Source organism: Actinomadura chokoriensis (assembly GCF_039529475.1).
GTDB lineage: Bacteria > Actinomycetota > Actinomycetes > Streptosporangiales > Streptosporangiaceae > Spirillospora > Spirillospora bangladeshensis.
Window position 1 is genome coordinate 515073 of record NZ_BAAAMW010000001.1, and the last position, 24826, is coordinate 539898.

General features: G+C 70.4%; 26 protein-coding genes. 4 read left to right on the plus strand and 22 right to left on the minus strand.

The annotated features are described in order from the left end of the window. Positions 1 to 6 precede the first annotated feature (6 nt). A complete protein-coding gene (locus ABFX46_RS02525; RefSeq protein WP_346039694.1) occupies positions 7 to 654 on the plus strand; it encodes a ComEA family DNA-binding protein in 648 nt (215 codons plus the stop codon). Between the two features lie 158 nt (positions 655 to 812). Here ABFX46_RS02525 and ABFX46_RS02530 read toward each other — a convergent pair whose 3' ends face one another. From ABFX46_RS02530 to ABFX46_RS02560, 7 genes are all read right to left on the minus strand, one after another. Next, complete coding sequence (locus tag ABFX46_RS02530; protein ID WP_346039695.1) at positions 813 to 1178, minus strand: cupin domain-containing protein; 366 nt, start codon at positions 1176 to 1178, stop codon at positions 813 to 815. A 17-nt stretch (positions 1179 to 1195) separates the two neighbouring features. After that, entirely contained in the window at positions 1196 to 1639 is a 444-nt protein-coding gene (locus tag ABFX46_RS02535) for a hemerythrin domain-containing protein (RefSeq protein ID WP_346039696.1), read from the minus strand. A gap of 165 nt (positions 1640 to 1804) precedes the next feature. Beyond that, complete coding sequence (locus tag ABFX46_RS02540; RefSeq protein WP_346039990.1) at positions 1805 to 3181, minus strand: HNH endonuclease signature motif containing protein; 1377 nt, start codon at positions 3179 to 3181, stop codon at positions 1805 to 1807. An 831-nt stretch (positions 3182 to 4012) separates the two neighbouring features. Then, positions 4013 to 4456 (minus strand): hypothetical protein, encoded by a 444-nt coding sequence (locus tag ABFX46_RS02545; RefSeq protein WP_346039697.1) that lies wholly within the window; start codon positions 4454 to 4456, stop codon positions 4013 to 4015. A gap of 11 nt (positions 4457 to 4467) precedes the next feature. Continuing rightward, positions 4468 to 5544: a DUF6745 domain-containing protein gene (locus tag ABFX46_RS02550; RefSeq protein ID WP_346039698.1), complete on the minus strand. Its 1077-nt coding sequence runs from the start codon at positions 5542 to 5544 to the stop codon at positions 4468 to 4470. Between the two features lie 599 nt (positions 5545 to 6143). Beyond that, positions 6144 to 7340: a serine hydrolase domain-containing protein gene (locus ABFX46_RS02555; RefSeq protein WP_346039699.1), complete on the minus strand. Its 1197-nt coding sequence runs from the start codon at positions 7338 to 7340 to the stop codon at positions 6144 to 6146. An 11-nt stretch (positions 7341 to 7351) separates the two neighbouring features. Further along, positions 7352 to 8944 carry a GMC family oxidoreductase gene (locus tag ABFX46_RS02560; protein WP_346039700.1) on the minus strand — a complete coding sequence of 531 codons (1593 nt, stop codon included), beginning with the start codon at positions 8942 to 8944 and terminating at the stop codon, positions 7352 to 7354. Positions 8945 to 9016: 72 nt separating this feature from the next. On the opposite strand from ABFX46_RS02560, the gene ABFX46_RS02565 reads away from it, so the two are divergent. Together ABFX46_RS02565 and ABFX46_RS02570 are read left to right on the plus strand one after the other, a co-directional pair. Continuing rightward, positions 9017 to 9631 carry a cob(I)yrinic acid a,c-diamide adenosyltransferase gene (locus tag ABFX46_RS02565; RefSeq protein WP_346039701.1) on the plus strand — a complete coding sequence of 205 codons (615 nt, stop codon included), beginning with the start codon at positions 9017 to 9019 and terminating at the stop codon, positions 9629 to 9631. A gap of 122 nt (positions 9632 to 9753) precedes the next feature. Continuing rightward, positions 9754 to 10698, plus strand: a complete 945-nt coding sequence (locus ABFX46_RS02570; protein ID WP_346039702.1) for a DUF4097 family beta strand repeat-containing protein — start codon at positions 9754 to 9756, stop codon at positions 10696 to 10698. Here ABFX46_RS02570 and ABFX46_RS02575 read toward each other — a convergent pair. The 14 genes from ABFX46_RS02575 to ABFX46_RS02640 form a co-directional block, all read right to left on the minus strand. Beyond that, a complete protein-coding gene (locus tag ABFX46_RS02575; RefSeq protein ID WP_346039703.1) occupies positions 10695 to 12218 on the minus strand; it encodes a M20/M25/M40 family metallo-hydrolase in 1524 nt (507 codons plus the stop codon). The genes ABFX46_RS02570 and ABFX46_RS02575 overlap by 4 nt on opposite strands. A 176-nt stretch (positions 12219 to 12394) precedes the next feature. Beyond that, positions 12395 to 12859 carry a DUF2550 domain-containing protein gene (locus tag ABFX46_RS02580; RefSeq protein WP_163054113.1) on the minus strand — a complete coding sequence of 155 codons (465 nt, stop codon included), beginning with the start codon at positions 12857 to 12859 and terminating at the stop codon, positions 12395 to 12397. A gap of 36 nt (positions 12860 to 12895) precedes the next feature. Further along, positions 12896 to 13282: a F0F1 ATP synthase subunit epsilon gene (locus tag ABFX46_RS02585; RefSeq protein ID WP_163054115.1), complete on the minus strand. Its 387-nt coding sequence runs from the start codon at positions 13280 to 13282 to the stop codon at positions 12896 to 12898. A gap of 94 nt (positions 13283 to 13376) precedes the next feature. Beyond that, positions 13377 to 14807: a F0F1 ATP synthase subunit beta gene (gene atpD, locus ABFX46_RS02590; RefSeq protein ID WP_131939845.1), complete on the minus strand. Its 1431-nt coding sequence runs from the start codon at positions 14805 to 14807 to the stop codon at positions 13377 to 13379. A gap of 2 nt (positions 14808 to 14809) precedes the next feature. Next, positions 14810 to 15715, minus strand: a complete 906-nt coding sequence (locus ABFX46_RS02595; RefSeq protein ID WP_346039704.1) for a F0F1 ATP synthase subunit gamma — start codon at positions 15713 to 15715, stop codon at positions 14810 to 14812. A gap of 5 nt (positions 15716 to 15720) precedes the next feature. Continuing rightward, positions 15721 to 17355: a F0F1 ATP synthase subunit alpha gene (gene atpA / locus ABFX46_RS02600; protein WP_346039705.1), complete on the minus strand. Its 1635-nt coding sequence runs from the start codon at positions 17353 to 17355 to the stop codon at positions 15721 to 15723. Between the two features lie 68 nt (positions 17356 to 17423). Further along, positions 17424 to 18245, minus strand: a complete 822-nt coding sequence (locus ABFX46_RS02605) for a F0F1 ATP synthase subunit delta (RefSeq protein WP_346039706.1) — start codon at positions 18243 to 18245, stop codon at positions 17424 to 17426. After that, positions 18242 to 18799, minus strand: a complete 558-nt coding sequence (locus ABFX46_RS02610) for a F0F1 ATP synthase subunit B (RefSeq protein ID WP_171068786.1) — start codon at positions 18797 to 18799, stop codon at positions 18242 to 18244. Before ABFX46_RS02610 ends, ABFX46_RS02605 begins: the two co-directional genes overlap by 4 nt. A 32-nt stretch (positions 18800 to 18831) precedes the next feature. Continuing rightward, the gene (gene atpE / locus ABFX46_RS02615; protein ID WP_089330861.1) at positions 18832 to 19068 is read right to left on the minus strand and encodes an ATP synthase F0 subunit C; all 237 of its coding nucleotides are present in this window, start codon (positions 19066 to 19068) and stop codon (positions 18832 to 18834) included. Positions 19069 to 19168: 100 nt separating this feature from the next. After that, complete coding sequence (gene atpB / locus ABFX46_RS02620) at positions 19169 to 19963, minus strand: F0F1 ATP synthase subunit A (RefSeq protein WP_346039707.1); 795 nt, start codon at positions 19961 to 19963, stop codon at positions 19169 to 19171. Between the two features lie 73 nt (positions 19964 to 20036). Next, a complete protein-coding gene (locus ABFX46_RS02625) occupies positions 20037 to 20261 on the minus strand; it encodes an AtpZ/AtpI family protein (RefSeq protein WP_131939840.1) in 225 nt (74 codons plus the stop codon). An 84-nt stretch (positions 20262 to 20345) separates the two neighbouring features. Next, on the minus strand, positions 20346 to 20762 hold the full coding sequence (locus tag ABFX46_RS02630; RefSeq protein WP_131939839.1) for a Cg1360 family ATP-synthase-associated protein: 417 nt from the start codon (positions 20760 to 20762) through the stop codon (positions 20346 to 20348). 176 nt (positions 20763 to 20938) lie between these two features. Then, on the minus strand, positions 20939 to 22093 hold the full coding sequence (locus ABFX46_RS02635; RefSeq protein ID WP_346039708.1) for an MraY family glycosyltransferase: 1155 nt from the start codon (positions 22091 to 22093) through the stop codon (positions 20939 to 20941). A gap of 37 nt (positions 22094 to 22130) precedes the next feature. Further along, positions 22131 to 23183 (minus strand): DUF2207 domain-containing protein, encoded by a 1053-nt coding sequence (locus tag ABFX46_RS02640; protein ID WP_346039709.1) that lies wholly within the window; start codon positions 23181 to 23183, stop codon positions 22131 to 22133. A 225-nt stretch (positions 23184 to 23408) separates the two neighbouring features. Here ABFX46_RS02640 and ABFX46_RS02645 point away from each other — a divergent pair, with 225 nt between their 5' ends. Further along, positions 23409 to 23840, plus strand: a complete 432-nt coding sequence (locus tag ABFX46_RS02645) for a hypothetical protein (protein WP_346039710.1) — start codon at positions 23409 to 23411, stop codon at positions 23838 to 23840. A 101-nt stretch (positions 23841 to 23941) separates the two neighbouring features. Here the strand turns inward: ABFX46_RS02645 and ABFX46_RS02650 are convergent, their stop codons facing one another. Then, entirely contained in the window at positions 23942 to 24805 is an 864-nt protein-coding gene (locus ABFX46_RS02650; protein ID WP_346039711.1) for an L-threonylcarbamoyladenylate synthase, read from the minus strand. Positions 24806 to 24826: the final 21 nt, after the last annotated feature.

Here is a 24826-nt window from a genome sequence, read left to right on the forward strand (position 1 = left end):
TGGCCCATGACGACGACCAGCCCGGCCCGAACCGCGGCAAGCTACATCTGGGCTCTGAGCCCGCTCTACACCCTCGGCTACGCCGCGCCCCTCACCCTGGGCTTCGGCGCCGCCCGCAGGAGAAGCATCGGCCTGTGGGCGGCGACATTCCTCTACCTCGTCCTGGTCACGGCCATGCTGATGACGGCCGACAGCGAGAACGGCAGCTCCGCCGACACCGTGTTCGTCATCACGTGGATCCCGTCATGGCTCGGCGGAACGCTCCACGCACTGGCCATCAGGCACCGTGTGTTCGGCCTGGCCACCCGGCCCGACTCCCTCGAACGGGCCGAACAGAAGACCCGCCACCGCCGCGACCTGCGCGCCCGCGCCGCCGCCCTCGCCCGCGACGACCCCCAGACGGCGCTGGAGATGGGCATCGGCCGTCCCGACCTGCCGAGGACCTTCGACGACGGCGGCATCGTCGACATCAACCACGCCCCGGCGTCCGCGATCATGACCGTCCCCGGCATCACCCGGGAGCAGGCCGAACAGATCGTGCGACTGCGCCAGGACGTACACGCCTTCACCTCGGCCGAAGAGGTCTCGGCCATGGCCGACCTCCCCCCGCACCTGACCCCGACCCTCGCCGAGCACACCGTCTACCTCACCTGACGGCCCGAACGAACCACGCGACCGTCATCACCCCCAGCGATGGTCATGCCGAGAAAGAGCGCAGCACTGACGGGCCTGAGCTACTTATGGGCGTCGCTGCTCACGGGCCCGGCCGCCCCGATCTCCCCCACCCCGGCCGGTCCGGCGCCCCAGTCCGGTCAGTCGGACGGCCAGGGCCGACGGTCGGCGTCGTGGTCCGCGGCGGTCGGCGGCGGCGACACGACGTTCATGAACACCAGCCGCCCCTTGGCGCGCACGCCACGCGTGGTCCCGGCGGGAATGACCACGAGATCCCCCGCCGCCACCGGACGCGGGGCATCGCCGACCCACACCTCCCCGGCCCCCTCCATGATCGCCAGGGCCAGCTCCACGCCCGGCGTGTGCAGCGGGATCTCCTGCCCGTCCTCCATGCCGACGACCATCACCCTGGTGCTGTCGGTCGCCGACAGCACCTTCGGGCAGTACCCCTCGGCACTGAACTCCGCGAGCGCGGACGCGTTGCCGACGACGGCCTGCTTCTCCACCGTGCTTCTCCGTTCACTCAGGCCCGCGCGCGCACGCACACCCACTCCGCGGGCATCTCTCCGGACTCAAGGAAGGCCCGCAGCCGCTCGGCCCGCGGTTCCGGCACGACCCGCTCCAGCTCCGGGTAGAGGACCTTCTCCTCTTTCAGGTTGTGGTGCAGGAGCTGGACGGTGAGCCGGCGGCACAGCGTGTTCGCGGCACCGTCGTCCGGGTCCGCGTCGAGAGCGTCGAGCGTGGCCCACATCTGTGCGTGCTCACGCAGCATGACGAGCACCGGCGCCGTCAGCCCGGCCGCGTGCAAGGCCGGGAAGAGGAACTCCTCTTCGAGGTAGATGTGACGGCGCAGCGCCCGAACGGCACCCGCGAGGGCGTCCCGCGTCCCGTCCATGAACGCCTCGATTCCGGCATCGATCTCGTGATGCTCCCGCTCAAGGGCCATCGCCAGCGACTCGATCTCCATGCCCGCACCTTCACAGCCGACCTAGCCCAGCGCCCCGCCCCCCGATCGAGGAGGTCGGACGCCGGACACCAACATTAATACATGAAGGTGATGTAAAAAATAATTCGATGTGTGAGAAATCATCCACCGGCACGACACTTGTTTGCGGCGAGGAGCGGGCCAGGACTACTGCCGATCCGGCCGGACGATGTACCACGCGCCGGACGGGGTGACCCAGACCAGCAGCCCGGCCCAGATTTGGAAGAGTCTCCAGTCGGTGCGCTGCTTCAGCCTGTGGTGGCGTCGGCAGAGGGGCGCGAGGTTGCAGCGGCAGGTGATCCCCGGCCGCCACGGCACAGTGTGGTCGAGGTCGCAGCGGTGAGAGGGCTGGTTACAGGAGGGGAACACGCACGAAGCGTGCCGGGCCTCGACCTCTCGCCGCAGCGCGGCGGACGGCCGATACCCGGGTCGACCATGGACCTCATCGTCACCCTGGCAGGCGACCTCGCGGGCGTCCGCGAACTCGGCATGGATGCGCTGCACCGTGCGGCGGATGGCATGCGGCAGTTCACGAGGCTCGACGCGCGCCCGTACATGCTGGAGACGCCGGTTGACCTCGTCCGCGAGAACTGCAACCCCGACGTCCGCGCTGAACTCCCCCGGCAGCTCGCTCGCGGCCGCAGACTCAGCGAGGCCAGACAACCCCGAAACCGGCGAACCGACGTCGTCACCCGCTTGAGCGAGCAGGTCGCGGATGGCTTCGGGAAGTTCGAGCCCCTGCAGCAGCCGGGTGGCCAGATCGGCGCGGATGGTGCTCAGAGGCCGAGTATCGCCATCACCCTTGATGCCGTGCGCAGCAGCGGTGATCTTGTTGTAGATGGCGTGGGCGTCTTCGGCGGCCAGGTCGCACAGCGCAAGGTCAGAGGTGCCTGAGGGGGTGTCCCACAACTCCAGCCGCCGCTGCCGGACGGCCTCCCGCCTGCGTTCTTCGACGGCTTCGGGTGCCAGACGCCGCGCGATCCGATTGAGGCGGCGGCGCAGTTGCCCGGTGGTCTGCTCGGACGCCTTCTCCAGCGCCGCCGACTCCACCCGTCTGGCCGTGTGCTCGGGGAGTTGTTCGGTGACGTCGCAGATGACGCGTGCCTTGGCCAGGTCAACCCGTCCGGCCTCCAGCGCGTCTCCCGTCCGAGCAAGGGGGCCGGTGAGCTGTTCAGCCAGATGGACCAAGGTGGCGGCGGCATTGCCGGTGACGGTGAGGGCGGCGGACACCTCCTCAGTGACCGACTCGCGGGCCGAGAGGATCCGGTAGTCGGGATCCCCGGACTCCTCCTCAACGGTGCGGCGCCGAGTGAGTTCGGCGATCGCGGCCAACTCTCGCGCCTGCGCCCAGGAGGTCTGCCGCCGCGCCGCCGCAGCGACCTGGAGCAATTCATCATCAGTCAGGTCGGCCAGCCGGTTCTTCCCACCGGACAAGCAGATCGCCAATTGCGGGCCGGGCGGGAACCACCCCCGGTCTACCCATTCACGCTGCCCACTGACTAATTCAGCGACCTGGACAGGCATGGTCACGGGGGTTCACCTCCCAACCTTCAACATCTGCTCCCAATTATAGACGACGCACACGTCAAGAGCGCCAGACAATCCGGACACGCCACATTTCTATCACCAACCTTTTTCCACCCGCCACCACGAAAGGGGACGCCCCTTACAGCCACAATCATCCAACAGCCGACGATGACTGAGAGCAGCCTTATCTAAGCGCAGGCAATTAGTGCGGGGGCGGGCGATTTATCCCTCCCGAAGCCGAACCCTCCGCTACGAGCGCGCGCTTCGCGCGCGCCACCACCGACGACCTCGACCACCGCTCGTCCTCGCCGAGTGCTTTTCCGCGCGTAGCGCGGCCCAAGCGGTACCACGCACCAACCAGCAGATGAACACCCCACCCATACCGACCACCGCAACCAACGTGACAGCGGCCAACGACACACCCGCACGTGCACGCCCGCCTTCGGAAGGCCACCTCAGCCGCCCACCCACAGCAACCACACAAAGACCGGTAAAACAAAGACCTCAGCCCCGCACACGCCCTGAGCATATACGGCGGCCAGAAAGCGGCTAAGCATAAGTAGAACGCGCCTACCTCAGCGCACCATAGGACTAAGGGAAAGAACCCGAACTCTGTCCGACGCCAGTGGCGACGATAACCAAGAGAGCCGGGCAGAAGGTGCGCTACTCCCTCGGCCGTCTACTCACGGCAACAAGCGGCAAGAAGGCGCCTTCGTCGCGGGCCGCCAGCGGGGCGTTCGTGAGTTGCGCCCCCGTCCGTGGGGACGGGGGCGGTTCTTATGGAGATGGGCGGGTTAGCGGCACCGGGGGACTCGTGGGGGGTGCGGGTCAGTCGAGGACCAGGCGGGAGCCCCAGCCCCCCGTTGTGTATTCGCGTTGGCGGCGGACGGCGTAGTGGCCCGGGGTGCAGCCGGAGGCGCCGTGTTCGGGGTGCAGCAGGTAGACGGGGGCGGACGCCTCGAAGACGCCTATGGCCAGGCCGCTGGAGTCGTGCACGTGCTTCGTCCAGCGGCAGGTGCCGGGGTCGGCGACGAGGGTGTGCGGGTTGCCGCCCGCCCCGCCTCGGAGGAGTTCGATGCCCTCGGGCGGGACGTCCGTCCAGTTGGCACCTTGCAGGAACGTCAGGGACGCCGAGATTTCGGAAAGGGGGATGACGATCAGGTCGCCCTGGGCTTGGATCCCATCGACGATCGGGATGCTCACCGACTGTTCGAGATGGTCGAGGACGGGGAGCCCGGTCTGCAGGGAAAGGGACGCGAGGGTCACGGTCATGGTGATCACCTTCAGGTTCGGCGGACGAGTCGGGAGTACTGGTCGGCGGACAGCCCGTAGGTCCAGCCAGCGGCGGCGACCGGGTCCTCGATGGCGCCCGGCACGGTCAGGCCATAGCGGCGGCGGTGTCCGTCGCGTTCGGCGGAGCCGTTGACGGCGAGCAGCACCCTGGTCTGTTCGGGCAGGTCGTAGAGCCGGAGCTCCGAGCCGGGGTTGCCGGGGTCCTGCGCGGTGGCCACGAGCCGCAGGCCCGCGCGGTCGATGTAGTCGCCCCAGCCGATCTTCTCGATGGCGCAGCGGCGGACCTCGACGTTGGCCTCCCGCGCAATCCGCTCGACGCCTGGATCGTCGATCACCCAAGGCGGCACCCTCATGCCGTGCCAGGCGTGCACGTCGGAGCCGTCGGCGTACCGGAGCGCGCGGCCGTCCGGGCAGTGCAGCCGCACCTGCCCCTCATCGCCCCAGACCTCGGTGTGCACCTCGACCGGCCGTTCGGACACGACGCAGACGTGCTCACGCGGCCACCACCAGCCGGACGACCGGCCCAGCGTGGCCCACAGGTCGAGGAGGCGGGTCTGCTCGGGAGTGAACACCACACCGGACGTCCGGCGAACGGCGTCGTAGTGGGCGACCCACGAGACGCACAGCGCGTCATACCAGGGCCCGACCCACTGGGTCTCGTTGGGCGACCGCAGAGCCCGGCGGAGCGTGCTCTGGGACGAGGCCGCGATCGGCGCGCGTACCAATTGCCGCAACATGGGGTCCAGCGGGCGGTAGCCACGCATGACCTCGACATCGAGCTGTGCGGAGAGTCTGCTGATCAGGCTGCGGAAACGCGCCGGCAGAGGCCAGTCGGAGAGACGTTCCACGGTCTCGTCCGGCCGTAGGCGGGTTCCCGGTGGGACGGTCTCCAGGGCTGCGAGCGGCGAGGAGACCCAGTGGAACCGCGGTGGGTCGAGCCCGATCAGCCGGTACAGCTCGGAGATGGCCGCTTCGGCGGCCGAGCGGTCGGCGGGCGCGGTGGAGAGCAGGTGCCCGAGCCATTCCGCGCGGATGTCGGCAGCTTCCCGCTGCGCGAAGTCGCTCACCGGACGAGGGCGGCGACGCCCCTTTCATAGATCATGAGGCCGGATCCTGGCAGACCGGGGCCGCGCCTGTCCAGTCCCCCGTCGCGGGCGAATGCCTCGGGACGGCCGGCGAATGCCCCGAGACGGGGCCACGCCTCAGGCCCTCCCCCAGCCCTCCCCCTAGCCCTCCCCCTAGGCCGGCATCGCGACCTAAGGCGGTCTAAGGCGGCGTAGATAGGGCTTCGTCCCCATGTGGAGGGTGGGGGCTTAGGAAGAACCTTGTACATGTCGGGCCACGAGGGCCCGGCAAGAACAACCCGGCAACAACCCGGCAAGAACCCGGCAAGAACAAGGAGAACGGCATGATCCGCCCGGAGTTCGACAAGGTGATCATCAACGACCGCGTACGCGTGCTGCGGGCCGAGGCGAAGGACGCCCGCCGCGCCCGCATCGCGAAGGCGCTCAAGCGGTGACGCCCGCGCCCTGTCCGCGAGGGTCCGCGCTCGCCGCCCGGCCGCGAAGGCCCGCCCGCGCGGCCCGACCACCAAGGTCCGCGCTCGCGGTCCGATCGCGAAGGTCCACGCCCCCGCCCGTACCCCGGGCCGGGGGCGTTCTTCGTTTCAGTCGGAGGCCGTCCAGTCGCGCCGGCGCCGCCGCACCGCCCGGCGGCGGAACCGCCGGATCGCCCGGTCCGCCTGGCGTCGCCGGATCGCCTGTATCAGCCGGGGTTCCAGCCCGAGGACCGCGCGGATCTCGTCGGCGATCTCGTAGCCGGGCCCGGGCAGCCGCACCGCCAGCAGGTTGAACAGAACGGCGATGCTGAGGCCGCGGGACGGGTCGGCGAACGCCACGCCGCAGTTGTTCACCTCTCCGAACGCGGTGTAGGACGCCGTCTCGACGAAGGCGACCCCGAAGCCGAGCCCTCTCGGAATGGGCCCGCCCAGCACGCGGTCCTCCCGCACCGTCATGATGGAGGACAGGCGGGATGTCAACTCCGGCGGGATGAGCCGGACGCCGTCCACCTCGCCGATCAGGGCGGCGTACATGCGCGCGAGAGCCTGAGCCGTCCCCCTGCCGGAGCAGGGCATGGACATGGCCTCGTACTCGGTCCGGTTCGCCAGCACGGCACCGTCCCGCCACGCGGGCGGGACGACCCGGTGGAAGAGCGAACCCTCGGGAAAGTGCACCACGGGGTCGGTGGAATCGTGGCCTTCCATGCGCGCCAGCCTGGGCAGGTGCCGCGCCGGGACGCCGAAGAACAGATCGTCGGCGATGCCGAGCGGCGCAGTGACCTCCTCCCGCAGAATGTCGGCGATGGGATGCCCCGTGACCCTCCGGACGACCTCACCGAGAATGATCCCGAATGTCAGGACGTGGGCACCGACCGCGGTGCCCGTCCGCCACAGCGGCCGCAGATCCGCGACCCGCGCGCACAGTGCGTCCCAGTCGGCGAAGTCCTCGGGAACGAGGCCGTCCGGCGCCTGCGGCACTCCGGCCGAATGAGCGAGGACGTGCGAGACGGTGATGTCGGTCTTGCCGTGGGCGCCGAACTCCGGCCAGTACGCGGCAACTGGGACGCCGTACTCGATGAGCCCTCGCTCGGCCAGCACATGCACGACCGTCGCAACCAGTCCCATCTCCGGGGCGTGGAAAAGGGTCCGGTCGTCCACCAGCCGGCCGGTGGACGCGTCCGCGCGGCCGGCGTGCACGTCGACGATGAGTTCGCCATGTAAGTAGGCCGCTATCTGCAGCCCCACCTCGGCGCCCGACGCGACCAGCCCGTCGGCCATCTCTTGGGCGCGGGCTTGGACATCCATCCCCGGGGTCCCTAGTCCTGGGCGTTCGCGGGCTTCAGCGGGCTGCGGCCCCGGATCAGGTCGGCGGCCCGCTCGGCGATGGCGATCGTCGGAGCGTTGGTGTTCCCGCGCGGGACGGACGGCATGACCGAGGCGTCCACGACCCGCAGCCCCTCGACGCCCCTGACCCGCAACGACGTGTCGCAGACGGCGTCGCCGCCGCCCATCGCGCAGGTGCTCGTCGGGTGGAACAGCGTCGCGACCTGGCGGCGGATGAACCCGACGATCGCCTCGTCCGACTCGACCTGCTCGCCCGGCGCCCACTCGCCGCCGATCAGCGACGCCAGCGGGCCGGTCGCGGCGATCTCGCGGGCCTGCCGGACGCCGGCGACGAGGATGTCCAGGTCGGCCTTGTCGGCGAGGTAGGCCGGGTCGATCAGCGGCTTGGCATAGGGATTGGCGGACCGGAGGGTCAGCGCGCCGCGGCTCTCGATCGCGACGGCGGTGACCATCACGGACAGCAGCCGCTCGGACGACTCGGTAAGCCCCTGGTTCACGAACGGCGTCGGAAGCACGTGGTACTGCAGGTCAGGCGCGGGCAGGCCCTCGACCGTCCGGACGAATCCACCCGCCTCGGCGACATTCGACGCATAAGGCCCGCGCGCCAAAGACTGGTACAGGGCGAAGGCGCGCGCGTTCGCCTGCTCCCACAGCACCTTCGTGCGCGGCGTCGCGAACATGACGTTCACGAACGGGTGGTCCTGGAGCCCCTTGCCCACCGGGGAGTCGACGATGACGGGAATGCCGAGGGAGCGCAGGTGGTCGGCCGGGCCGATCCCCGACAGCATCAGCAGCTGCGGGCTGTTCACCGAGCCGCCGGACAGGATCACCTCGGCGTCGGCGCGCGCCGAGTGGGTCTCGCCGCGGGCCTCGTAGCGGACGCCGGTGGCGCGGCCGTCCTCGATCACGACGCGGGAGGCGAGGGCGTCGGTGACGACCGTGAGGTTCGGCCGGTTCTCGATCGGGTGCAGGTAGCCGGCGGCGGTCGACCAGCGCCTGCCGCGCTTGTGCGTGACCTGGTAGAAGCCGACGCCGTCCTGGTCGGCGGCGTTGAAGTCGGGGTTCGCCGCGAGGCCGTACGCCTTCGCGGACTGCACCCAGGCGCGGGTCAGCGGGTGCTTGTAGCGCGGGTCCTCGACGCGGAGCGGGCCGCCGACGCCGTGGTAGGGGAGGGCGCCGCGCTGCTGGTCCTCGGCGCGGCGGAAGTAGGGCAGCAGGTCCTCATAGCCCCACCCGTCGCAGCCGAAGCCGTCGCGCCAGGTGTCGTAGTCGTGCCGGGCGCCGCGGATGTAGATCATCGCGTTGGTGGACGAGCTGCCGCCGAGCGTCCGCCCCCGCGGCCAGTACACGCTGCGGCCGGCGGCGTGCTCCTGCGGCGTCGTCGCGTAGTCCCAGTCGTAGGGGCCCTTGATCAGCGAGGCCACCGCGGCCGGGATGTGGATCTCCGGCGCGTCGTCGGGCGGCCCCGCCTCCAGCAGCAGCACCTTGACGGACGGGTCCTCGGTGAGTCGGGCCGCGAGAACACAGCCGGCACTCCCCGCGCCCACGATGATGTAGTCGTACACGGCGGCCTCCGGGGTCTTTCCCGGAACCCTACCGAACGGCCTTCTACGTGCGGCAGGGCTAGGCTGCGTCCCATGGCGAAGAACAGGGACAACCCCGTCGTCCTCTCGCGGATCTACACCCGGACCGGCGACGACGGAACCACCGCGCTGGGCGACGCGTCGCGGACGAGCAAGACCGATCCGCGCCTCGCCGCGTACGCCGACGTCGAGGAGGCCAACGCCGCGATCGGGACGGCCCTCGCGCTCGGTTCGCTCCCCGAGGACGTCGTCGCGCTGCTGACCCGCGTCCAGAACGACCTGTTCGACGTGGGCGCCGACCTGTGCGCGCCGGTCGTGCCCGACCCGCAGTACCCGCCGCTGCGCGTCGAGGCGTCCTACATCGAGCGGCTGGAGGAGGCGTGCGACGAGCACAACGCCGCCCTGCCGACGCTGCGCAGCTTCATCCTCCCCGGCGGGACGCCCGGCGGCGCCCTGCTGCACGTCGCGCGGACGGTGACGCGGCGCGCCGAACGCACCACCTGGGCGGCGATCGAGGCGCACGGCAGCGCCGACGAGACCGCCGAGGGCGGGGTGAACCCGCTGACCGCGAAGTACCTCAACCGGCTGTCGGACCTGCTGTTCATCCTGTGCCGCGTCGCGAACGCCGAGCACGGCGACGTGCTGTGGAAGCCCGGCGGCGAGCGCTGAGGGTGGGGCTAACCCCACCCCGGGTTCACCGGCTCCCCACCTGGTGACGGTGGTCCGCCCAGGCCAGGCTGGTCATGGACGAGTGCACGGTCACAAGGCATGGCGACAACGGGAGTGAGCACGTGAGGACCCTGACGGGCACGGCCGTTCTGGCAGCGGGGGCAGCGGCGGCGGTGGCGCTGACCGGCTGCGGCAACGTGAGCTTCGGCGGCACGCGCCACGAGGAGCGCTCCTACACCGCACCGGCCGGCGTCACCGCGCTGAAGATCAAGACGACCGGGAGCCGGGTCGAGGTGACCGCGTCCGACTCCCCCGGCATCAAGGTCGAGGAGCGGCTGCGCTGGTCCAACGACAAGAACAGGCCGCAGGCGAAGCACGCCGTCGAGGGCGACACGCTCTCGCTCACCGCGAAGTGCGGGACGCAGGCGATCGGGATCGCCTCGTCGTGCGGGGTGTCCTACCGGGTGCGGGTGCCGCGCTCCGTGCCCGTGCAGATCGACAACCGGGACGGGGCGATCGTCGCGTCCGGGCTGGCCGGGGCGGTGAAGCTGCACAGCGACAACGGCTCGATCACCGCGACGGACCTGCGGGCGTCCACCGCGTCCCTGTCCTCCGCCGACGGGTCGCTGCGCGTCTCGGGCCGCGTCACCACCGCCGACCTGCGCAGCGACAACGGCGCGGTGGACGCGACCGGGCTCACCGCCGACAGGGTGACCGCCCGCTCCCGCGACGGTCGCATCCGCCTCGGCGGGAAGATCACCACCGTGGAGGTGCACAGCGACAACGGCGGCATCACCGCGACCGGGCTGGCCGCCGACCGGATCACCGCCCGGACCAAGGACGGCGGCATCGACCTGCGGCTCAGCGCACCGCCCGCGAACATCGACGCGAACACCGACAACGGCTCCGTCCAGCTGCGCCTGCCGGCCGAACCGGCCTACGCGATCAGCGCGTCCACCGACAACGGCCGCAAGACGATCGATCCGGCGATCCACGAGGACTCCCGCGCCGAGCGGCGGATCAAGCTCACCACCCGCGACGGCGGCATCTCCGTCTCGCCCAACTAGCGGACCAGGTAGGGCCCCTGCCAGAGCGGCTCGTAGGACGCGACGACGGGCAGGGCCAGCCGGGCGCCGCCGTTGACCGCGACGGTCGTCCCGGCGAGGTGCTGCACGACGTGCGCGACCCCGTCGGTGTTCGTGTCGAGCAGCTTGAGGTTCACGTTCTTCAGCCGGTCGCACGTGTCGTGGTAGCAGGGGTCGTACGCCTTGCCGGCGCGTCCGCCGAACGTCTTGGCCTCGGCGGCGGTCTTCATCCCCTCGGCGCCGGTGGCGAGGCCGCCGGACGGGATGCCCCGCTCGACGAACGGCCCGTAGTCGGAGCGCCCGTCGAACTCGCTCTCGGTCGTCGGCAGCCGGCGCCCCTTGAAGTAGTCGCGGAACATCTTCTCGATCGCCCCCGACCCGGCGGGCGCCCGGGTGCCGCCGCCGGTGGAGTGGTCGCCGTCGTACACGCCGCGGGTGCCGTTGGGAGAGCCGAGCATGTCGAGGTTGATGTTCAGCGCGATCTTCGACCGCTCGCCCGCCGGCAGCGACTCCACGTAGTGCGCGGAGCCGCGCAGGCCCTCCTCCTCGGCGCCCCACCAGGCGAACCGCACCCGGTTGTGCAGGCCCTTGCCGAGGTCCTTGATCTTCCCGGCGATCGCGAGGAGCGCGGCGGCGCCGGTGCCGTTGTCGTTGATCCCCGGCCCGGCCGGGACGCTGTCGAGGTGCGCGCCGACCAGCACCACGTTGCCCGCGTCGCCCCGCTCGGTGTCGGCGATGACGTTCGCGGACGACTTCTTCCCGTGCACCGTGTCGGTCTTCACGCGCAGCTTCAGCCCGCCCTTCTTCGCCGCCTTCACCAGTTCGGCGCCCAGCTCGCGGGTGACGCCGACGACCGGGAGCCCGGCGGGCTTCGACACCGTCCCGTTGATCGGCCCCTTCTCCCCCGGCTTGTTGAAAACGACCACGGCGGACGCGCCCGCCGCTTTCGCCCGCGCCGCCTTCGTCGCGAACCCGCAGGTCCCGCGCTGGACGAGGGCGATCGAGCCCTTCTTGAAGCCCTTGAAGTCGTCCTTCTCGCAGCCGCTCGTCCCCTCGCCCTTCGCCGGGACGTCCACCGCGACCGCGGGCGCGGTCACATCGCCGGACCCGGAGTAGGCGAACGTGAGGAAGTCCTTCTCCCGCTTGAAGGTCTTCTTGGACGGCGCCGTCCGCGCGAACACCGGCTCGGACTTCTCCCGCCAGTACGGGTAGGTGAACTTGCGCACCTTCGGGGTGAGACCGGCCTTCCGGAGCCGCCCGACGACGTAGCGCACGGACACGTCGTAGCCAGGTGTGCCCGCGGCGCGGTTGCCGCCGTTGTAGTCGGCGATCTCCTGGAACGCCGCGAGGTGCGCCTGGACGTCCTTGAGCGTCACCAGCTTCGCCAGGTCGGGACGGGCCGGCGCGGCGCCGGCGGCGGGCAGGGCCGCGGGCAGGAACAGCGCGGGCAGGGCCACGGCCGCGCCGGTGAGGAGATTGCGGCCGGTGATCAGCTTGCGCACGTGCACTCCAGCGGACGGTGACGGACCGGGACCAGCAGCGATCCTGGACCCGCGCCCCGCCCGCCTCAAGCAGCGGCGGCGCCGCAACGCCAACTCTCTACCGGCGTCTTACCCGCGCATGCCCCGCGACCGGCTCGTCCCACCGGCTCGTCCCACCGGCTCAGCCCGGCGGCCGTTCACTCCGGTTGGTGCAGATCGACCGGCAGGCCGGGCGGCGCCGCCTCCAGCCAGGCCAGGAACCCGGTCAGCGCCGCCGCGCCCATCGCCAGCTCCACGGTCAGCGCGCCGTCGCGCACCTCGATGACGCTGACGTCCGGCAGCAGCCCCTCCGCCTCCTGCGGGTCGGGTCGGCGCCGGTTGGACACGACGAGGCCCCGGCGGTGGATCACCTGCCGGGGCCTTCTCCGGAAACCGAACACACGGTGCCAGTGCAGCTCATCGCCCTTGTAACGGCCGATGCCGAGCCGCCACACCCCCGGCGCTCCGCCCTCCGGGGACAGCTCGCGCAGGCTGCACTCCACGGTGCCGCCGCCGCGCGTGAACAGCCAGCGGCGCACCGCCATGCAGACGAACAGCAGCGCCGCCACGAGGACGAGCGCGGCCAGGGCACCGCCCACGTCCAGTGCCAGGTGCTCGCCCACGTCCCCCGCCGTCCGTCGAACTCCAGACCTCAGATGCTAGGCCTCGATGCCCGCCGCGCGCAGCCGGGCGCGCGCACGCCGCTCCGGCACCGCGTCCTCGGCGGCCAGCTCGAGCGCCTCGTCCAGCGCCCGCCGGGCCGCGTCGACGTCGATCTCCTCGCCCAGCTCGGCCTGCTCGGCCAGGATCGACACCTCGTCGGCGGCGATCGAGAAGAACCCGCTGCCGACCGCCGCCGTGATCGGCGTGCCGCCGTCCGCCGGCTCGATCTTCACCACACTGCCGTCCAGCAGGACGCCCAGCACCGGGGCGTGGCCCGGCAGGATGCCGAGCGACCCCTCGATGGTCTGCGCGACCACCATCTTGGCCTCGCCGGACCAGATCTCGCGCTCAGGCGAGACCAGCCCGACCCTCAGATTTGCCACGCCTGCCTCCTTGCGAATACTGGAGCGGTTCCAGCGGGGGCCGCCCCGGACGCGCGGCAGAGCGCGCGGTTCCGGGACGGCCCCGCCGGGACGACTACTTCTCCAGCTCCCTGGCCTTCTTCTCGACGTCCTCGATGCCGCCGCACATGAAGAACGCCTGCTCGGGCAGGTGGTCGTACTTGCCCTCGGCGATCGCCTTGAAGGAGGCGACCGTCTCGTCCTTCGGCACGGTGACACCGGGCTGGCCGGTGAACTGCTCGGCCACGTACATCGGGTGCGACAGGAAGCGCTCGATGCGCCGCGCCCGCTGGACGGTGACCTTGTCCTCCTCCGACAGCTCGTCGATACCGAGGATCGCGATGATGTCCTGCAGCTCCTTGTACTTCTGCAGGATCCGCACGACCTCCTGGGCGACCTCGTAGTGCTCGTTCCCCAGGATCTGCGGGTCCATGATCCGCGAGGTGGAGTCGAGCGGGTCGACCGCCGGGAAGATGCCCTTCTCGGAAATGCTCCGGGAGAGCGTCGTGGTGGCGTCCAGGTGCGCGAACGTGGTGTGCGGCGCCGGGTCGGTGATGTCGTCGGCGGGCACGTAGATCGCCTGCATCGAGGTGATCGAGTGACCGCGCGTCGAGGTGATCCGCTCCTGCAGCACGCCCATCTCGTCGGCCAGCGTCGGCTGGTACCCCACCGCGGACGGCATGCGCCCGAGCAGCGTGGAGACCTCCGAGCCGGCCTGCGTGAACCGGAAGATGTTGTCGATGAACAGCAGCACGTCCTGGTTCTGGACATCGCGGAAGTACTCCGCCATCGTCAGCGCGCCCAGCGCGACGCGCAGCCGGGTGCCCGGCGGCTCGTCCATCTGGCCGAACACGAGGGCGGTGTCCTTGAGGACGTCCGCCTCGTCCATCTCCACCCAGAGGTCGTTGCCCTCGCGGGTGCGCTCGCCGACGCCGGCGAACACCGAGGTGCCGCCGAAGTTGCGGGCGACACGGCGGATCATCTCCTGGATGAGGACCGTCTTGCCCACACCGGCGCCGCCGAACAGGCCGATCTTCCCACCCTTGACGTACGGGGCGAGGAGGTCGATCACCTTGATGCCGGTCTCCAGCATCTCGGTGCGGGACTCCAGCTGGTCGAACGCCGGGGCCTTGCGGTGGATGCCCCACCGCTCGTTGATCTCCAGCGACGCGGTCGGGGCGTCCAGCGCCTCGCCGAGGGCGTTCCACACGTGGCCCTTGGTGATGTCGCCGACCGGGACCGCGATGGACTCGCCGCTGTCGTACACCGGCGCGCCGCGGACGAGGCCGTCCGTCGGCTGCATCGAGATGGCCCGGACCATGTTGTCGCCCAGGTGCTGGGCGACCTCGAAGGTCAGGGTCTTCTCCTCGCCGCCCAGGGTGACCTGGACGTTGAGCGCGTTGTAGATGTCCGGGAGGGCGTCGGCGGGGAACTCCACGTCGACGACCGGGCCGATGACGCGCGCGACGCGCCCGGTCGCGGTCGCCGTCTCTACCTGTGCAGTCATTATCACTCCCCGCCAGACTCGGCGAGCGCGTCAGCGCCACCGACGATCTCGCTGATTTCCTGGGTGATCGCGGCCTGCCGCGCCTGGTTCATCTGGCGCGTGTAGACCCCGAGCAGTTCGTTGGCATTGTCGGTCGCCGACTTCATCGCCCGCCGGACCGACGCCTGGAAGGACGCCGCCGACTGCAGCAGCATGTGGAAGATGCGGCTCTCGACGTAGTTGGGCAGCAGGAGGTCGAGCGCGGCCTGCGCGGACGGCTCGAACTCGTACGCCGGCGGGACCTTGGTGCCCTCGCCGGCCTCGGCCTCCTCGATCTCCAGCGGCATCAGCCGCTTGACCTGGACGGCCTGCGTCAGCATCGAGACGAACTCGGTGTAGACCACGTGGATCTCACCGACCCCGCCCTCGGCGTCGGTCTTGAGGAAGTCCTCGGTGAGCCGGCGGCCGATCTGCTCGGCGTTCCCGAAGCTCGGCCGGTCGCTGAACCCGTGCCAGGTCTGCGCGACCTCCCGGCCCCGGAACCGGTACCAGGTGATGCCCTTGTTGCCCACCACGTACGGGACCGGCTCGCGGCCCTCGTCCCGCAGCGCCTTGATCAGCGACTCGGCCTCGCGGATCACGTTGGCGTTGTAGGCGCCGCAGAATCCGCGGTCGCTCGTGACGATCAGGACCGCGCTGCGCGTGTCGGTCGGCTGCTCCCGCAGGATCGGGTGGTCGATCCCGACGTGGTGGCTGACCAGCGCGGACAGCGCCTGCGTGATCTGCGTCGCGTACGGCTTGGACGCCGTCACCGCCTGCTGGGCCTTGACGATCCGCGAGGTCGCGATCATCTCCTGGGCACGCGTGATCTTGGCGGTCGACTTGACCGTCTTGATCTGCTGCCGGAGTTGACGTAGCTGTGCGGCCATGGCCGTCAGCCCTTCTTGACGCGGGTGATCGTCTCCTGCTCGACGTCCTCGTCATCGATCGCCTCGACGGGCTCCTCGGCCAGCAGGTCGCCCTCGCTGGTCTGGAAGCCCTTCTTGAACTCCGTGATGGTGTTCTTGAGGCTCGTGAGGCCGTCGTCGGAGAGCTGGCCGGTCTCGCGGATGGCGGTGAGCAGGCCGCTCTCCTCGCGCTGGATGTACTCGAGGAACTCGCGCTCGAAGCGGCGGATGTCGGCGACCGGGACGTCGTCCAGCTCGCCGGAGGTACCGGCCCACACGGACACGACCTCCTGCTCGGCCGGGAACGGCGCGCCCTGCGGCTGCTTCAGCAGCTCGACCAGGCGGGCGCCGCGCTCCAGCTGGGCGCGGGAGGCCGCGTCCAGGTCGGACGCGAAGGCGGCGAACGCCTCCAGGTCGCGGAACTGCGACAGCGCGAGGCGCAGCGTGCCGGCGACCTTGCGCATCGCCTTGATCTGCGCGGAGCCGCCGACCCGGGAGACCGAGATGCCGACGTTGATCGCCGGCCGGACGCCCTGGTTGAACAGGTCCGTCTCCAGGAAGCACTGGCCGTCGGTGATCGAGATGACGTTCGTCGGGATGTAGGCCGACACGTCGTTGCCCTTGGTCTCGATGATCGGCAGACCCGTCATCGAACCGGCGCCGAGGTCGTCCGACAGCTTCGCGCAGCGCTCCAGCAGGCGCGAGTGCAGGTAGAAGACGTCACCGGGGTAGGCCTCGCGGCCCGGCGGGCGGCGCAGCAGCAGCGACACCGCGCGGTAGGCCTCGGCCTGCTTCGACAGGTCGTCGAACACGATCAGGACGTGCTTGCCCTGGTACATCCAGTGCTGCCCGATCGCGGACCCGGTGTAGGGGGCGATGTACTTGAAGCCCGCCGGGTCGGACGCCGGAGCCGCCACGATCGTGGTGTACTCCAGGGCGCCGGCCTCCTCCAGGGAGCGGCGGACGTTCGCGATCGTGGAGCCCTTCTGGCCGACCGCGACGTAGATGCAACGCACCTGCTTGCTCGGGTCGCCCGACTCCCAGGCTTCCTTCTGGTTGATGATGGTGTCCACGCAGACCGTGGTCTTGCCGGTCTGCCGGTCACCGATGATCAGCTGCCGCTGGCCGCGGCCGATCGGCGTCATCGCGTCGATGGCCTTGATGCCGGTCTGCAGCGGCTCCTTCACCGACTGCCGCTGCACGACCGTCGGGGCCTGCAGTTCCAGCGCGCGGCGCTCGGTCGTCTCGACCGGGCCGAGGCCGTCCAGCGGGTTGCCCAGCGCGTCCACGACGCGACCGAGGAAGGCGTCGCCGACCGGCGCCGACAGGACCTCGCCGGTCCGCCGGACCTTCTGGCCCTCCTCGATCTTGCTGAAGTCACCCAGGACAACGGCGCCGATCTCACGCACGTCCAGGTTCAGAGCCAGGCCACGGGTACCGTCCTCGAACTCAAGGAGTTCGTTCGCCATCGCGGAGGGCAGGCCCTCGACGTGGGCGATACCGTCGCCGGAATCGACGACGGTGCCGACCTCTTCGCGCGCGGCGGCCTCGGGCTCGTACGACTGGACGAAGCGCTCCAGCGCGTTCCGGATCTCGTCCGGACGGATCGTCAGCTCCGCCATGATTCCTCTCTTGCTCCCTTAAGGGTCAGCTCTGCCGGCACTCGGCAACGCAGCCGGTTCGACCGGCCTCAGCCGGCGCCGAGCCGCCGGCGGACGTCGTCCAGCCGTCCGGCGATCGTGCCGTCGATGATCTCGTCCCCGATCTCGATCGACAGTCCGCCGATCGTGCTCGGGTCGATCTCGATGTTCAGGTGTACTTCGTGTCCGTAGGCGGCGGCGAGCACCGCGGCGAGCCGCGTCCGCTGCTGCGCCGACAGCTCGGTCGGCGTCCGGACGAGCGCGACGAGCCGCTGCCGGCGCTGGGCGACGAGCTTGCCGTACTCGGCCAGCCCGCCTTCCAGGCTACGTCCTCTCGGCCGCAGCACCAGCTCGGTGACCAGCGTCAGCGTCGCGGGAGTGACCTTGCCCTCCAGCAGCGCGTTGACCAGGCCGAGCTTGCGGTCGTCCGGCAGTCCCGGGCCGGCGAGGGCACTGCGCAGCGCGACCTCGCCCTCGACGACCCGGCCGAACCGGAACAGCTCGTCCTCCAGATCGTCGATCCTGCCGTCGGCCTCGGCGCGGGCGGCCTCGGCGGTGACCGCGAGGGTCTCCACCGCGTCCGCCAGCTCCGAGGGCTTCGACCAGCGCAGCCGGACGACGTCGGCGACCAGCCCGAGAGCGGCCGGCGACACCTTGCCCTCCAGCAGGATCTGGACGAGCTGCGCCTTGTCGGCACCGTCCCGCGCCGGGTCGGACACCGCCCGCCGCAGCCCGTGCTCGCGGTCGATCAGGTGCAGCACCGCGAACAGGTCGCCGCCGAGCCCCGCCGGGTCGGCGGAGGGCATGACGGCCTCCAGCCGGTCCTTGGCCTCGGCCAGCGACGCCCTGCTCACCGCTCCCGTGATGGTCATGATGTGATCTGCTCCTGCGTGCGAGCGCGGCTCTCCAGCTCCTCGAGGAACCGGTCCACGACCCGGCTCTGCCGCGCGCTGTCCTCAAGGGACTCGCCCACGACGCGGCCGGCGAGGTCGACCGACATGGCGCCGATCTCGGCGCGCAGCGACTGCAGCGCCTGCTGCCGCTCGGCCTCGATCTGCTTCTTCGCGTCCTCGACGATCTTGCGAGCCTCCGCCTGGGCCTTCTCCTTGGCCTCGGCGATGATCTGCGCGCCCTGCTCCTCGGCCTTGCGCCGCTCGTTGGACGCCTCGACCGCGGCCGCCTTCTGCTGGGACTTGTACTGATCGAGGACCTGCTGGGCCTCTTTCTGCGCCTGCTCAGCCCGCTCGAGGCCGCCCTCGATCGCCTGGGTCCGCTCCTCCAGCGTCTTCTGCAGACGCGGAACGAGGATGCGCCCGAGGACGATCATGACGACGAGGAACGAGAAGATGCCGACGACCAGCTCGTACGGGTGCGGGACGAGAGGGTTGTTCTCCTCCGCCGCTAGGACGGAAGCTGCTGTGATCATGTCTGCAGCCCTTCCTCAGATGGGACCCGTGGTCAGATGCCCTGGAAGATGAACGGCGCGACCAGGCCGATGAGGGCCAGCGCCTCGGTGAGGACGAAGCCCAGCAGCATGTTGGTGCGGATCACGCCGGTCAGCTCCGGCTGGCGGGCGATGGCGTTCACGCCCTGGCCGAAGATGATGCCGATGCCGATGCCCGGGCCGATGGCCGCGAGGCCGTAACCGATCGAGGTGACGTTGCCTTCGACTGCGGCGAGGACGGCTCCCGTCATGGGTTCATTCCTTTTCTGTCGGCCGGCGGAGGCTCCGCCGGTCTGGGCTAACGAGTTGTCGGAGCGGGGCCGGCGCGGGGGCGCCGGGGTCCCGGGGGGCTTAGTGGTCCGCTTCGAGGCCGCTCTGGATGTACATCGCGGCGAGCATCGCGAACAGGAACGCCTGCAGGAACTGGATCAGCAGCTCCAGCGCGGTCAGCAGGATCGTGACGATCACGCCGACGATGCCGACGCCGAAGCCGAGCGCGGTGGGCTTCTCGAAGAGGAACCAGAAGCCGACGAGGCTGAAGAACGCCAGGATCGTGTGACCGGCGAACATGTTGGCGAAGAGCCGGACCGCGTGCGTGAAGGGCGCCAGGATGAACGTCGAGAGGTACTCGATCGGCACCAGCAGGAAGTAGACCGGCAGCGGCAGGCCCTTGGGGATCATGTTGGTGAAGTACTTCACCGGGCCCTGGTGCTTGAAGCCCAGGTAGACCTTGACGATGTAGACGAACACCGCCAGGACGATCGGGAACGCGATGTGCGACGCGACCGGGAACTGGATGATCGGGATGACCGCGAAGATGTTCCAGAACCAGATCAGGAAGAACAGCGACATGAGCATCGGCATCCACCGGTCGGTGTTCTTGCCGAGGAACGGGCGGGCGATCTCGTCCCGCACGAACATGTAGCCGATCTCACCGATGTTCTGCATGCCGCGCGGCACGAGCTTCGGCTTGGCGAACGCCATCCAGAAGACGGCGCAGGTCAGCAGCGAGCCGACGACCGCGAACACGACGGGTTTGGTCAGCCACTCCGGGCCGCCGGCGAACAGGGGCGGGAAGTCGAACAGCTCCGGGCCCGGGGCTTTGAACTCGTCTCCCCCGGTGGCGAGGACCGTCAGCGCGTTCACGCGGCGTTCCCTTCATCAATGTGGTGATGTTTCACGAAGGCTTCCTCGGCGACTTCCTCGGCGGCGGGGCCGCTCAGGAGGAGTGGCGACCGTACTTCAGGTAGACCAGGTAGACGGCGAGCCCGGCACCGATGATCAGGCCGATGGGGATCAGCCAGGTCTGGTGCGTCCACGTGGACAGCAGCCACCCGATGCCGCCCCAGATGATCATCCCGGAGAGGAGGTAGCTGGGCACGGACCAGGCGACGTCGGCGAATTCCCGCTGGCCGTCCTCCGGCCGGGGTTTCTGCTCGCTCATCGCGCTCCGGACGATAGCAGGCCACCCGTGCGGTGGTCATATTGGAGTAGTCCGTAGGGGCAGGCGCCGTCCGCGGGGCCTGCATCACGGACTCCGGTCGAGGACGTTCTCGGGCTCGTCAATGTAGGGCCTCCGCTGCAGGACGACGCGGAACTCGGCGGCGATCCAGAGCAGCGCGAGGCCGATGACCGTCCAGCCGAACACCGTCGTGTTCCAGATCGAGACGCCGTCCATCGTCGTGACCAGCACCATCACCGCGAGGATCTTCACCATGTAGCTCGCCAGCGCGGCGAGCATCATCGTCTGCGCGGAGTACCTGGCGGCCCAGGAGACCACCAGCGCGCTGACCGAGAAGAAGGCGATCACCACGACGGAGGCCAGTGCCGCGGCGAGGGCGCCCTTGGCGCCGGCGGTCAGCAGGCCGATCAGGACGGCGGCCACCCCGACGATCGCGGTCGGAATCGCGGCGCCGCGGAGCATCCGAGCTTCGGAGGTGTGCATGTGGGCTCCGGCTGGTCACGGTCAGTGGTCGTCTCTTGTTCGTGAAAGGTATCACAAGCGTCCGGTATGTCCACAATTACCCTAGAGGTAATGCGCATCCGGGGCCGGGGAGGCTCCCTCCGGTGACGCTCGCACCTGGACTTTAGCCCAGCTCAGGGCCTGCTTCAGACAGTCGGTCAGACCCGCATCGTGGGCCGCTGCGCTGGGTGGTCGCCGGTGCCCGGGTCGGCGGCCGGCTTCGCGCGGCGCGGCTTGCGGAGCATCAGCACGACACCGCCCGTCGCGACCAGCAGCGTGATCCCGAGGGTGATCCACGCGGCGTCGAACAGCGCCAGCCCGACCAGGCCGGACGCCAGCAGCCCGACCCAGAAGTACATGATCAGCACGGCCCGGCGGGTGGAGTGGCCGAGTTGCAGCAGCCGGTGGTGCAGGTGCTGCTTGTCCGGGGAGAACGGCGACCGGCCCTGGCTCGTGCGCCGCAGCACCGCGAGCAGCATGTCCATGAACGGGACCGCGGCCACCGCCGGGATCAGCAGCACCGGGACGAAGAACGGGAACAGCCCGTTGGCGAGGACGGCCGGGTCGAACTGCCCGGTCAGCATGATCGTGGACGCGCTGAGCAGCAGCCCGATCAGCATCGAGCCGGTGTCGCCCATGAAGATCTTGGCGGGGCTGAAGTTGTGCGGCAGGAAGCCCGCGCACATCCCGAACAGGACCGCGGCGATGAGCGTCGCGCCGGTCAGCGTGGTCAGCCCGTTGGCCTTCGACAGCAGGTAGGCGTAGGAGAACAGCGCCAGCGCGGCGATCCCGACGACGCCCGCGGCGAGGCCGTCCAGGCCGTCGATGAAGTTCACCGCGTTGATCGTGGCGACCACGACGAACACGGTCAGCGGCACCCCGTAGGCGGGCGGCAGCGACAGCGACTCGCCCGTCGGCAGCGGGATCACGTAGATCTGGATGCCCTGCATGATGAAGATCCCGGCGGCCGCGACCTGCCCGGCGAACTTGGTGAGCGCGTCCACCTCCCAGCGGTCGTCGGCGATGCCGATCAGCACGATCAGGCCGCCCGACAGCAGCAGCGCCTTCGCGACGCTGATGTCGCCGTCGTCCAGGACCTTGCGCATCTCCGGCAGCCCGGTCGCGACCACCAGCGCCGCCGCCATCCCGCCGAACATCGCGAGGCCGCCCAGCCGGGGCGTCGGGATCACGTGCACGTCGCGATCGCGCGGGACGGCCTGCGCCCCGAACCAGACGGCGAACCGCCGCACCGACGGCGTCAGCAGATAGGCGACCAGGGCGGCGACAAGGATCGTGAGCAGGTACTCCCGCACTCCCCTGCGCCTCCTCTGACCGATTGCCTTCGCCCTGTTACCCCGCCCCGCGCACCCGATCCATCGGGCGGGTCTCCATCGTTGGACGTCCGGGCGGGACGATGTGTTCGCATCGAGACCGACCAACTGTAGACCCACCCGCCCGATGAGCGCAGATGATCCCGGCTCCGACGATCACCAGCGCCAGGCCGGCCAGGGACCGGTCGCCCACCGAGAACGCCCACGTCCCGCGGGCCGCGACCTCCTCCCCCGCGTCGGCGAGGATCAGCAGCAGGCCGGCCGCGAGCAGCCCCGCCCCGGCCCGCCGGCGCGGCGCCGGGAGCCGTCCGACCAGCGCCACCGCGCCGATGGCCAGGACGAGCAGCGCGGTGCCCGGCCAGCCGCCCGTCCAGCGCGGCGGGACGTAGCGCGGCGGGGCGACCGCGATCGCGTGCTCCGGCAGCCGCACCCGGATCACCATGCCCTCGTGCGGGGCGAGCAGGGTCTGGATGAAGTCCACGGCGTAGGGGCCGTCGCGGTCGCGCAGGCACCTGGTCGTCGCGCCCGGCGCGCCGGCCCGGCAGCTCACGTGCCGCAGCGGGACCGGCGCCTCGACCCGCACCGCCGCGTTGCCGATCGGGACGCGCCAGGACGTCCCGATGGCGTCCCACACCAGCTCGACGCGGCCGGCGCGCGGGGTGAAGGCCCGGCCCACCTCGTACTCGATCACGTACGCCTGGCGTCCGCGGACCTCGCGGTGCCGGTCGCCGACGCTGATCCGCACGTCGTGCAGGAAGCGCGTGGTCCGGACGCGCGCCGGGGCCCCGGTCGAGGAGCTGCTGCCGATGTTGCGCACGTCGTAGACCCGGTCGCCGACGCGGAACGGCACGCTCCGCACGATCCCGTGCTCGCCCGCCTGGTCGAAGTCGTAGGTGATCGTCTCCCGGACGTACAGGACCCCGTCGGCGCCGATCGTCAGCACCACGTCGTAGGTCGGGATGCGCTCGCCGCCGGCCGCGGCGGCGCCCGCGGGCGGTAGGAGCCCGAGGGTCAGCAGCAGGAGGCCCGCGAAGATCGCCGGCCCCCGGACACGGCCACGCACGTCAGGCATGGTTCCACTGTTGCCGTGATCGTGTCCGGGTAACGCGGCCGGTGCCGTGCGGCGGCCCGGCGCGAAGCGCTTCGCGGACCCTTGGACGCGCCGTGCCCCCGATCGGTTCGCCGGTCCACCGATTTCGTCCTGCCCTGGTCAGCGTGTAAGCCCGCGATAAAAATGACCGGTCGGGCACTGCTAAGTTATCGATCGCTAACCCCCCAAAACGAGCCTGGAGGATCTATGCGGCGATTCGCTGCAGTGGCCCTGGCCGCCGGCACCGTGATGGCCGGCATGGCCGTCGCGGGCGCCCCCGCCGAGGCGGCGGCCGCCAAGAGCTGGAAGCCCTACAACTCCTACAGTCACGTCGCCGCCTGGGGTACCTACACCCGCAAGAACGGCAAGACGTACGTGAAGGGCTACCTCGCCGACGACAAGAAGAACGGCTGGACCGCCTGCGTCCGGTTCCTCTTCACCGAGGGCAGCACCAAGTACTACTCGCGCTTCAAGATCATCGGCGTGACGTCCAACGGCACGAAGTACAACTTCGACGGCAAGGCGACCGTCAAGATCAGCGTCAGCTCCAGCTACAGCAGCCACCTGTGGGTGCAGGAGTGCGGCCGGAACAAGAAGACCGGCAAGTACCTCTACGGCAAGGGCAAGAAGCTCTTCTGACCTCGCCGTGCCGCCCGACGGCACAGCTCGCCTGACGGCACAGGCCCCGCCCGGCCCGGCGGGGCCTTCGCGCTTTCCGCGGCGCCCTCACACGGCCCGGCTCAGCCGTCCTCGGGCTCCTTCTTCACCAGCGACGGCCCGGCCGCCGCCTCGGCGGCGGACCCGGCGGGCTCAGCGGTGTCCGCAAGGCCCTCAGCAGCCTCTTCCTGCGCCTGCGCGGGCTCCCCCTTGGTCAAGGAGGGCTTGGCCGGTTCCGGCTCTGCAACGGCCTCTGCGGGCTCCTCCTTGATCAGGGAGGGCTTGGCCGGTTCCGGCTCTGCGGGCTCCTTCAGCCCGTCGCCGGCGAAATCGTGGTCGGTGAGGACGACGCCCACCACGGCGCGTATCTTGTCCACCGGGATGGCGCCCTTGCGCAGGACGCGCGGGACGGGCCCGGTGAGGTCGAGGATCGTCGACGGGTCGGCGCGCCCGGACAGGCCGCCGTCCAGGTAGACCGAGACCGACTCGCCGAGCATCTTCTCGGCCTCCCCGGCGCTGCGCGCCGCCGGCTGCCCGCTCAGATTCGCGCTGCTCACGGCCAGCGGGCCGGTCTCCTTGAGGATCTCCACCGCCAGCTCGTGCATCGGCATCCGGACGGCGACGGTGCCCTTGGTCTCGCCGAGGTCCCACATGAGGTTCGGGTTGGCCCGGCACACCAGCGTCAGCGCCCCCGGCCAGAACTCGTCGATGAGGTCCTGCCCGTAGGTGCCGAGGTCGTCCACCAGGGCCGTCGCGGCCCGCACGGACCCGACCAGCACCGGCGGCGGCATCTCCCGCCCGCGGCCCTTGGCCTCCAGCAGCGCCGTCACCGCGGGCGGCACGAACGCGTCCGCGCCCACCCCGTACACGGTGTCGGTCGGCAGGACGATCAGCTCGCCGCGCCGCACGGCCGATACGGCCTCGGCGATCCCGCGGGTGCGCTCCATCGGCTCTGAGCAGTCATAACG

Coding starts and splice junctions, on each gene's coding strand:
- ABFX46_RS02525 (WP_346039694.1), top strand. CDS start 7: ATGACGACGACCAGCCCGGCCCGAACCGCGGCAAGCTACATCTGGGCT.
- ABFX46_RS02535 (WP_346039696.1), bottom strand. CDS start 1,639: ATGGAGATCGAGTCGCTGGCGATGGCCCTTGAGCGGGAGCATCACGAG.
- ABFX46_RS02540 (WP_346039990.1), bottom strand. CDS start 3,181: ATGCCTGTCCAGGTCGCTGAATTAGTCAGTGGGCAGCGTGAATGGGTA.
- ABFX46_RS02545 (WP_346039697.1), bottom strand. CDS start 4,456: ATGACCGTGACCCTCGCGTCCCTTTCCCTGCAGACCGGGCTCCCCGTC.
- ABFX46_RS02555 (WP_346039699.1), bottom strand. CDS start 7,340: ATGGATGTCCAAGCCCGCGCCCAAGAGATGGCCGACGGGCTGGTCGCG.
- ABFX46_RS02565 (WP_346039701.1), top strand. CDS start 9,017: ATGGCGAAGAACAGGGACAACCCCGTCGTCCTCTCGCGGATCTACACC.
- atpD (WP_131939845.1), bottom strand. CDS start 14,807: ATGACTGCACAGGTAGAGACGGCGACCGCGACCGGGCGCGTCGCGCGC.
- ABFX46_RS02595 (WP_346039704.1), bottom strand. CDS start 15,715: ATGGCCGCACAGCTACGTCAACTCCGGCAGCAGATCAAGACGGTCAAG.
- atpA (WP_346039705.1), bottom strand. CDS start 17,355: ATGGCGGAGCTGACGATCCGTCCGGACGAGATCCGGAACGCGCTGGAG.
- ABFX46_RS02605 (WP_346039706.1), bottom strand. CDS start 18,245: ATGACCATCACGGGAGCGGTGAGCAGGGCGTCGCTGGCCGAGGCCAAG.
- ABFX46_RS02610 (WP_171068786.1), bottom strand. CDS start 18,799: ATGATCACAGCAGCTTCCGTCCTAGCGGCGGAGGAGAACAACCCTCTC.
- atpE (WP_089330861.1), bottom strand. CDS start 19,068: ATGACGGGAGCCGTCCTCGCCGCAGTCGAAGGCAACGTCACCTCGATC.
- ABFX46_RS02625 (WP_131939840.1), bottom strand. CDS start 20,261: ATGAGCGAGCAGAAACCCCGGCCGGAGGACGGCCAGCGGGAATTCGCC.
- ABFX46_RS02630 (WP_131939839.1), bottom strand. CDS start 20,762: ATGCACACCTCCGAAGCTCGGATGCTCCGCGGCGCCGCGATTCCGACC.
- ABFX46_RS02640 (WP_346039709.1), bottom strand. CDS start 23,183: ATGCCTGACGTGCGTGGCCGTGTCCGGGGGCCGGCGATCTTCGCGGGC.
- ABFX46_RS02645 (WP_346039710.1), top strand. CDS start 23,409: ATGCGGCGATTCGCTGCAGTGGCCCTGGCCGCCGGCACCGTGATGGCC.
- ABFX46_RS02650 (WP_346039711.1), bottom strand. CDS start 24,805: ATGGAGCGCACCCGCGGGATCGCCGAGGCCGTATCGGCCGTGCGGCGC.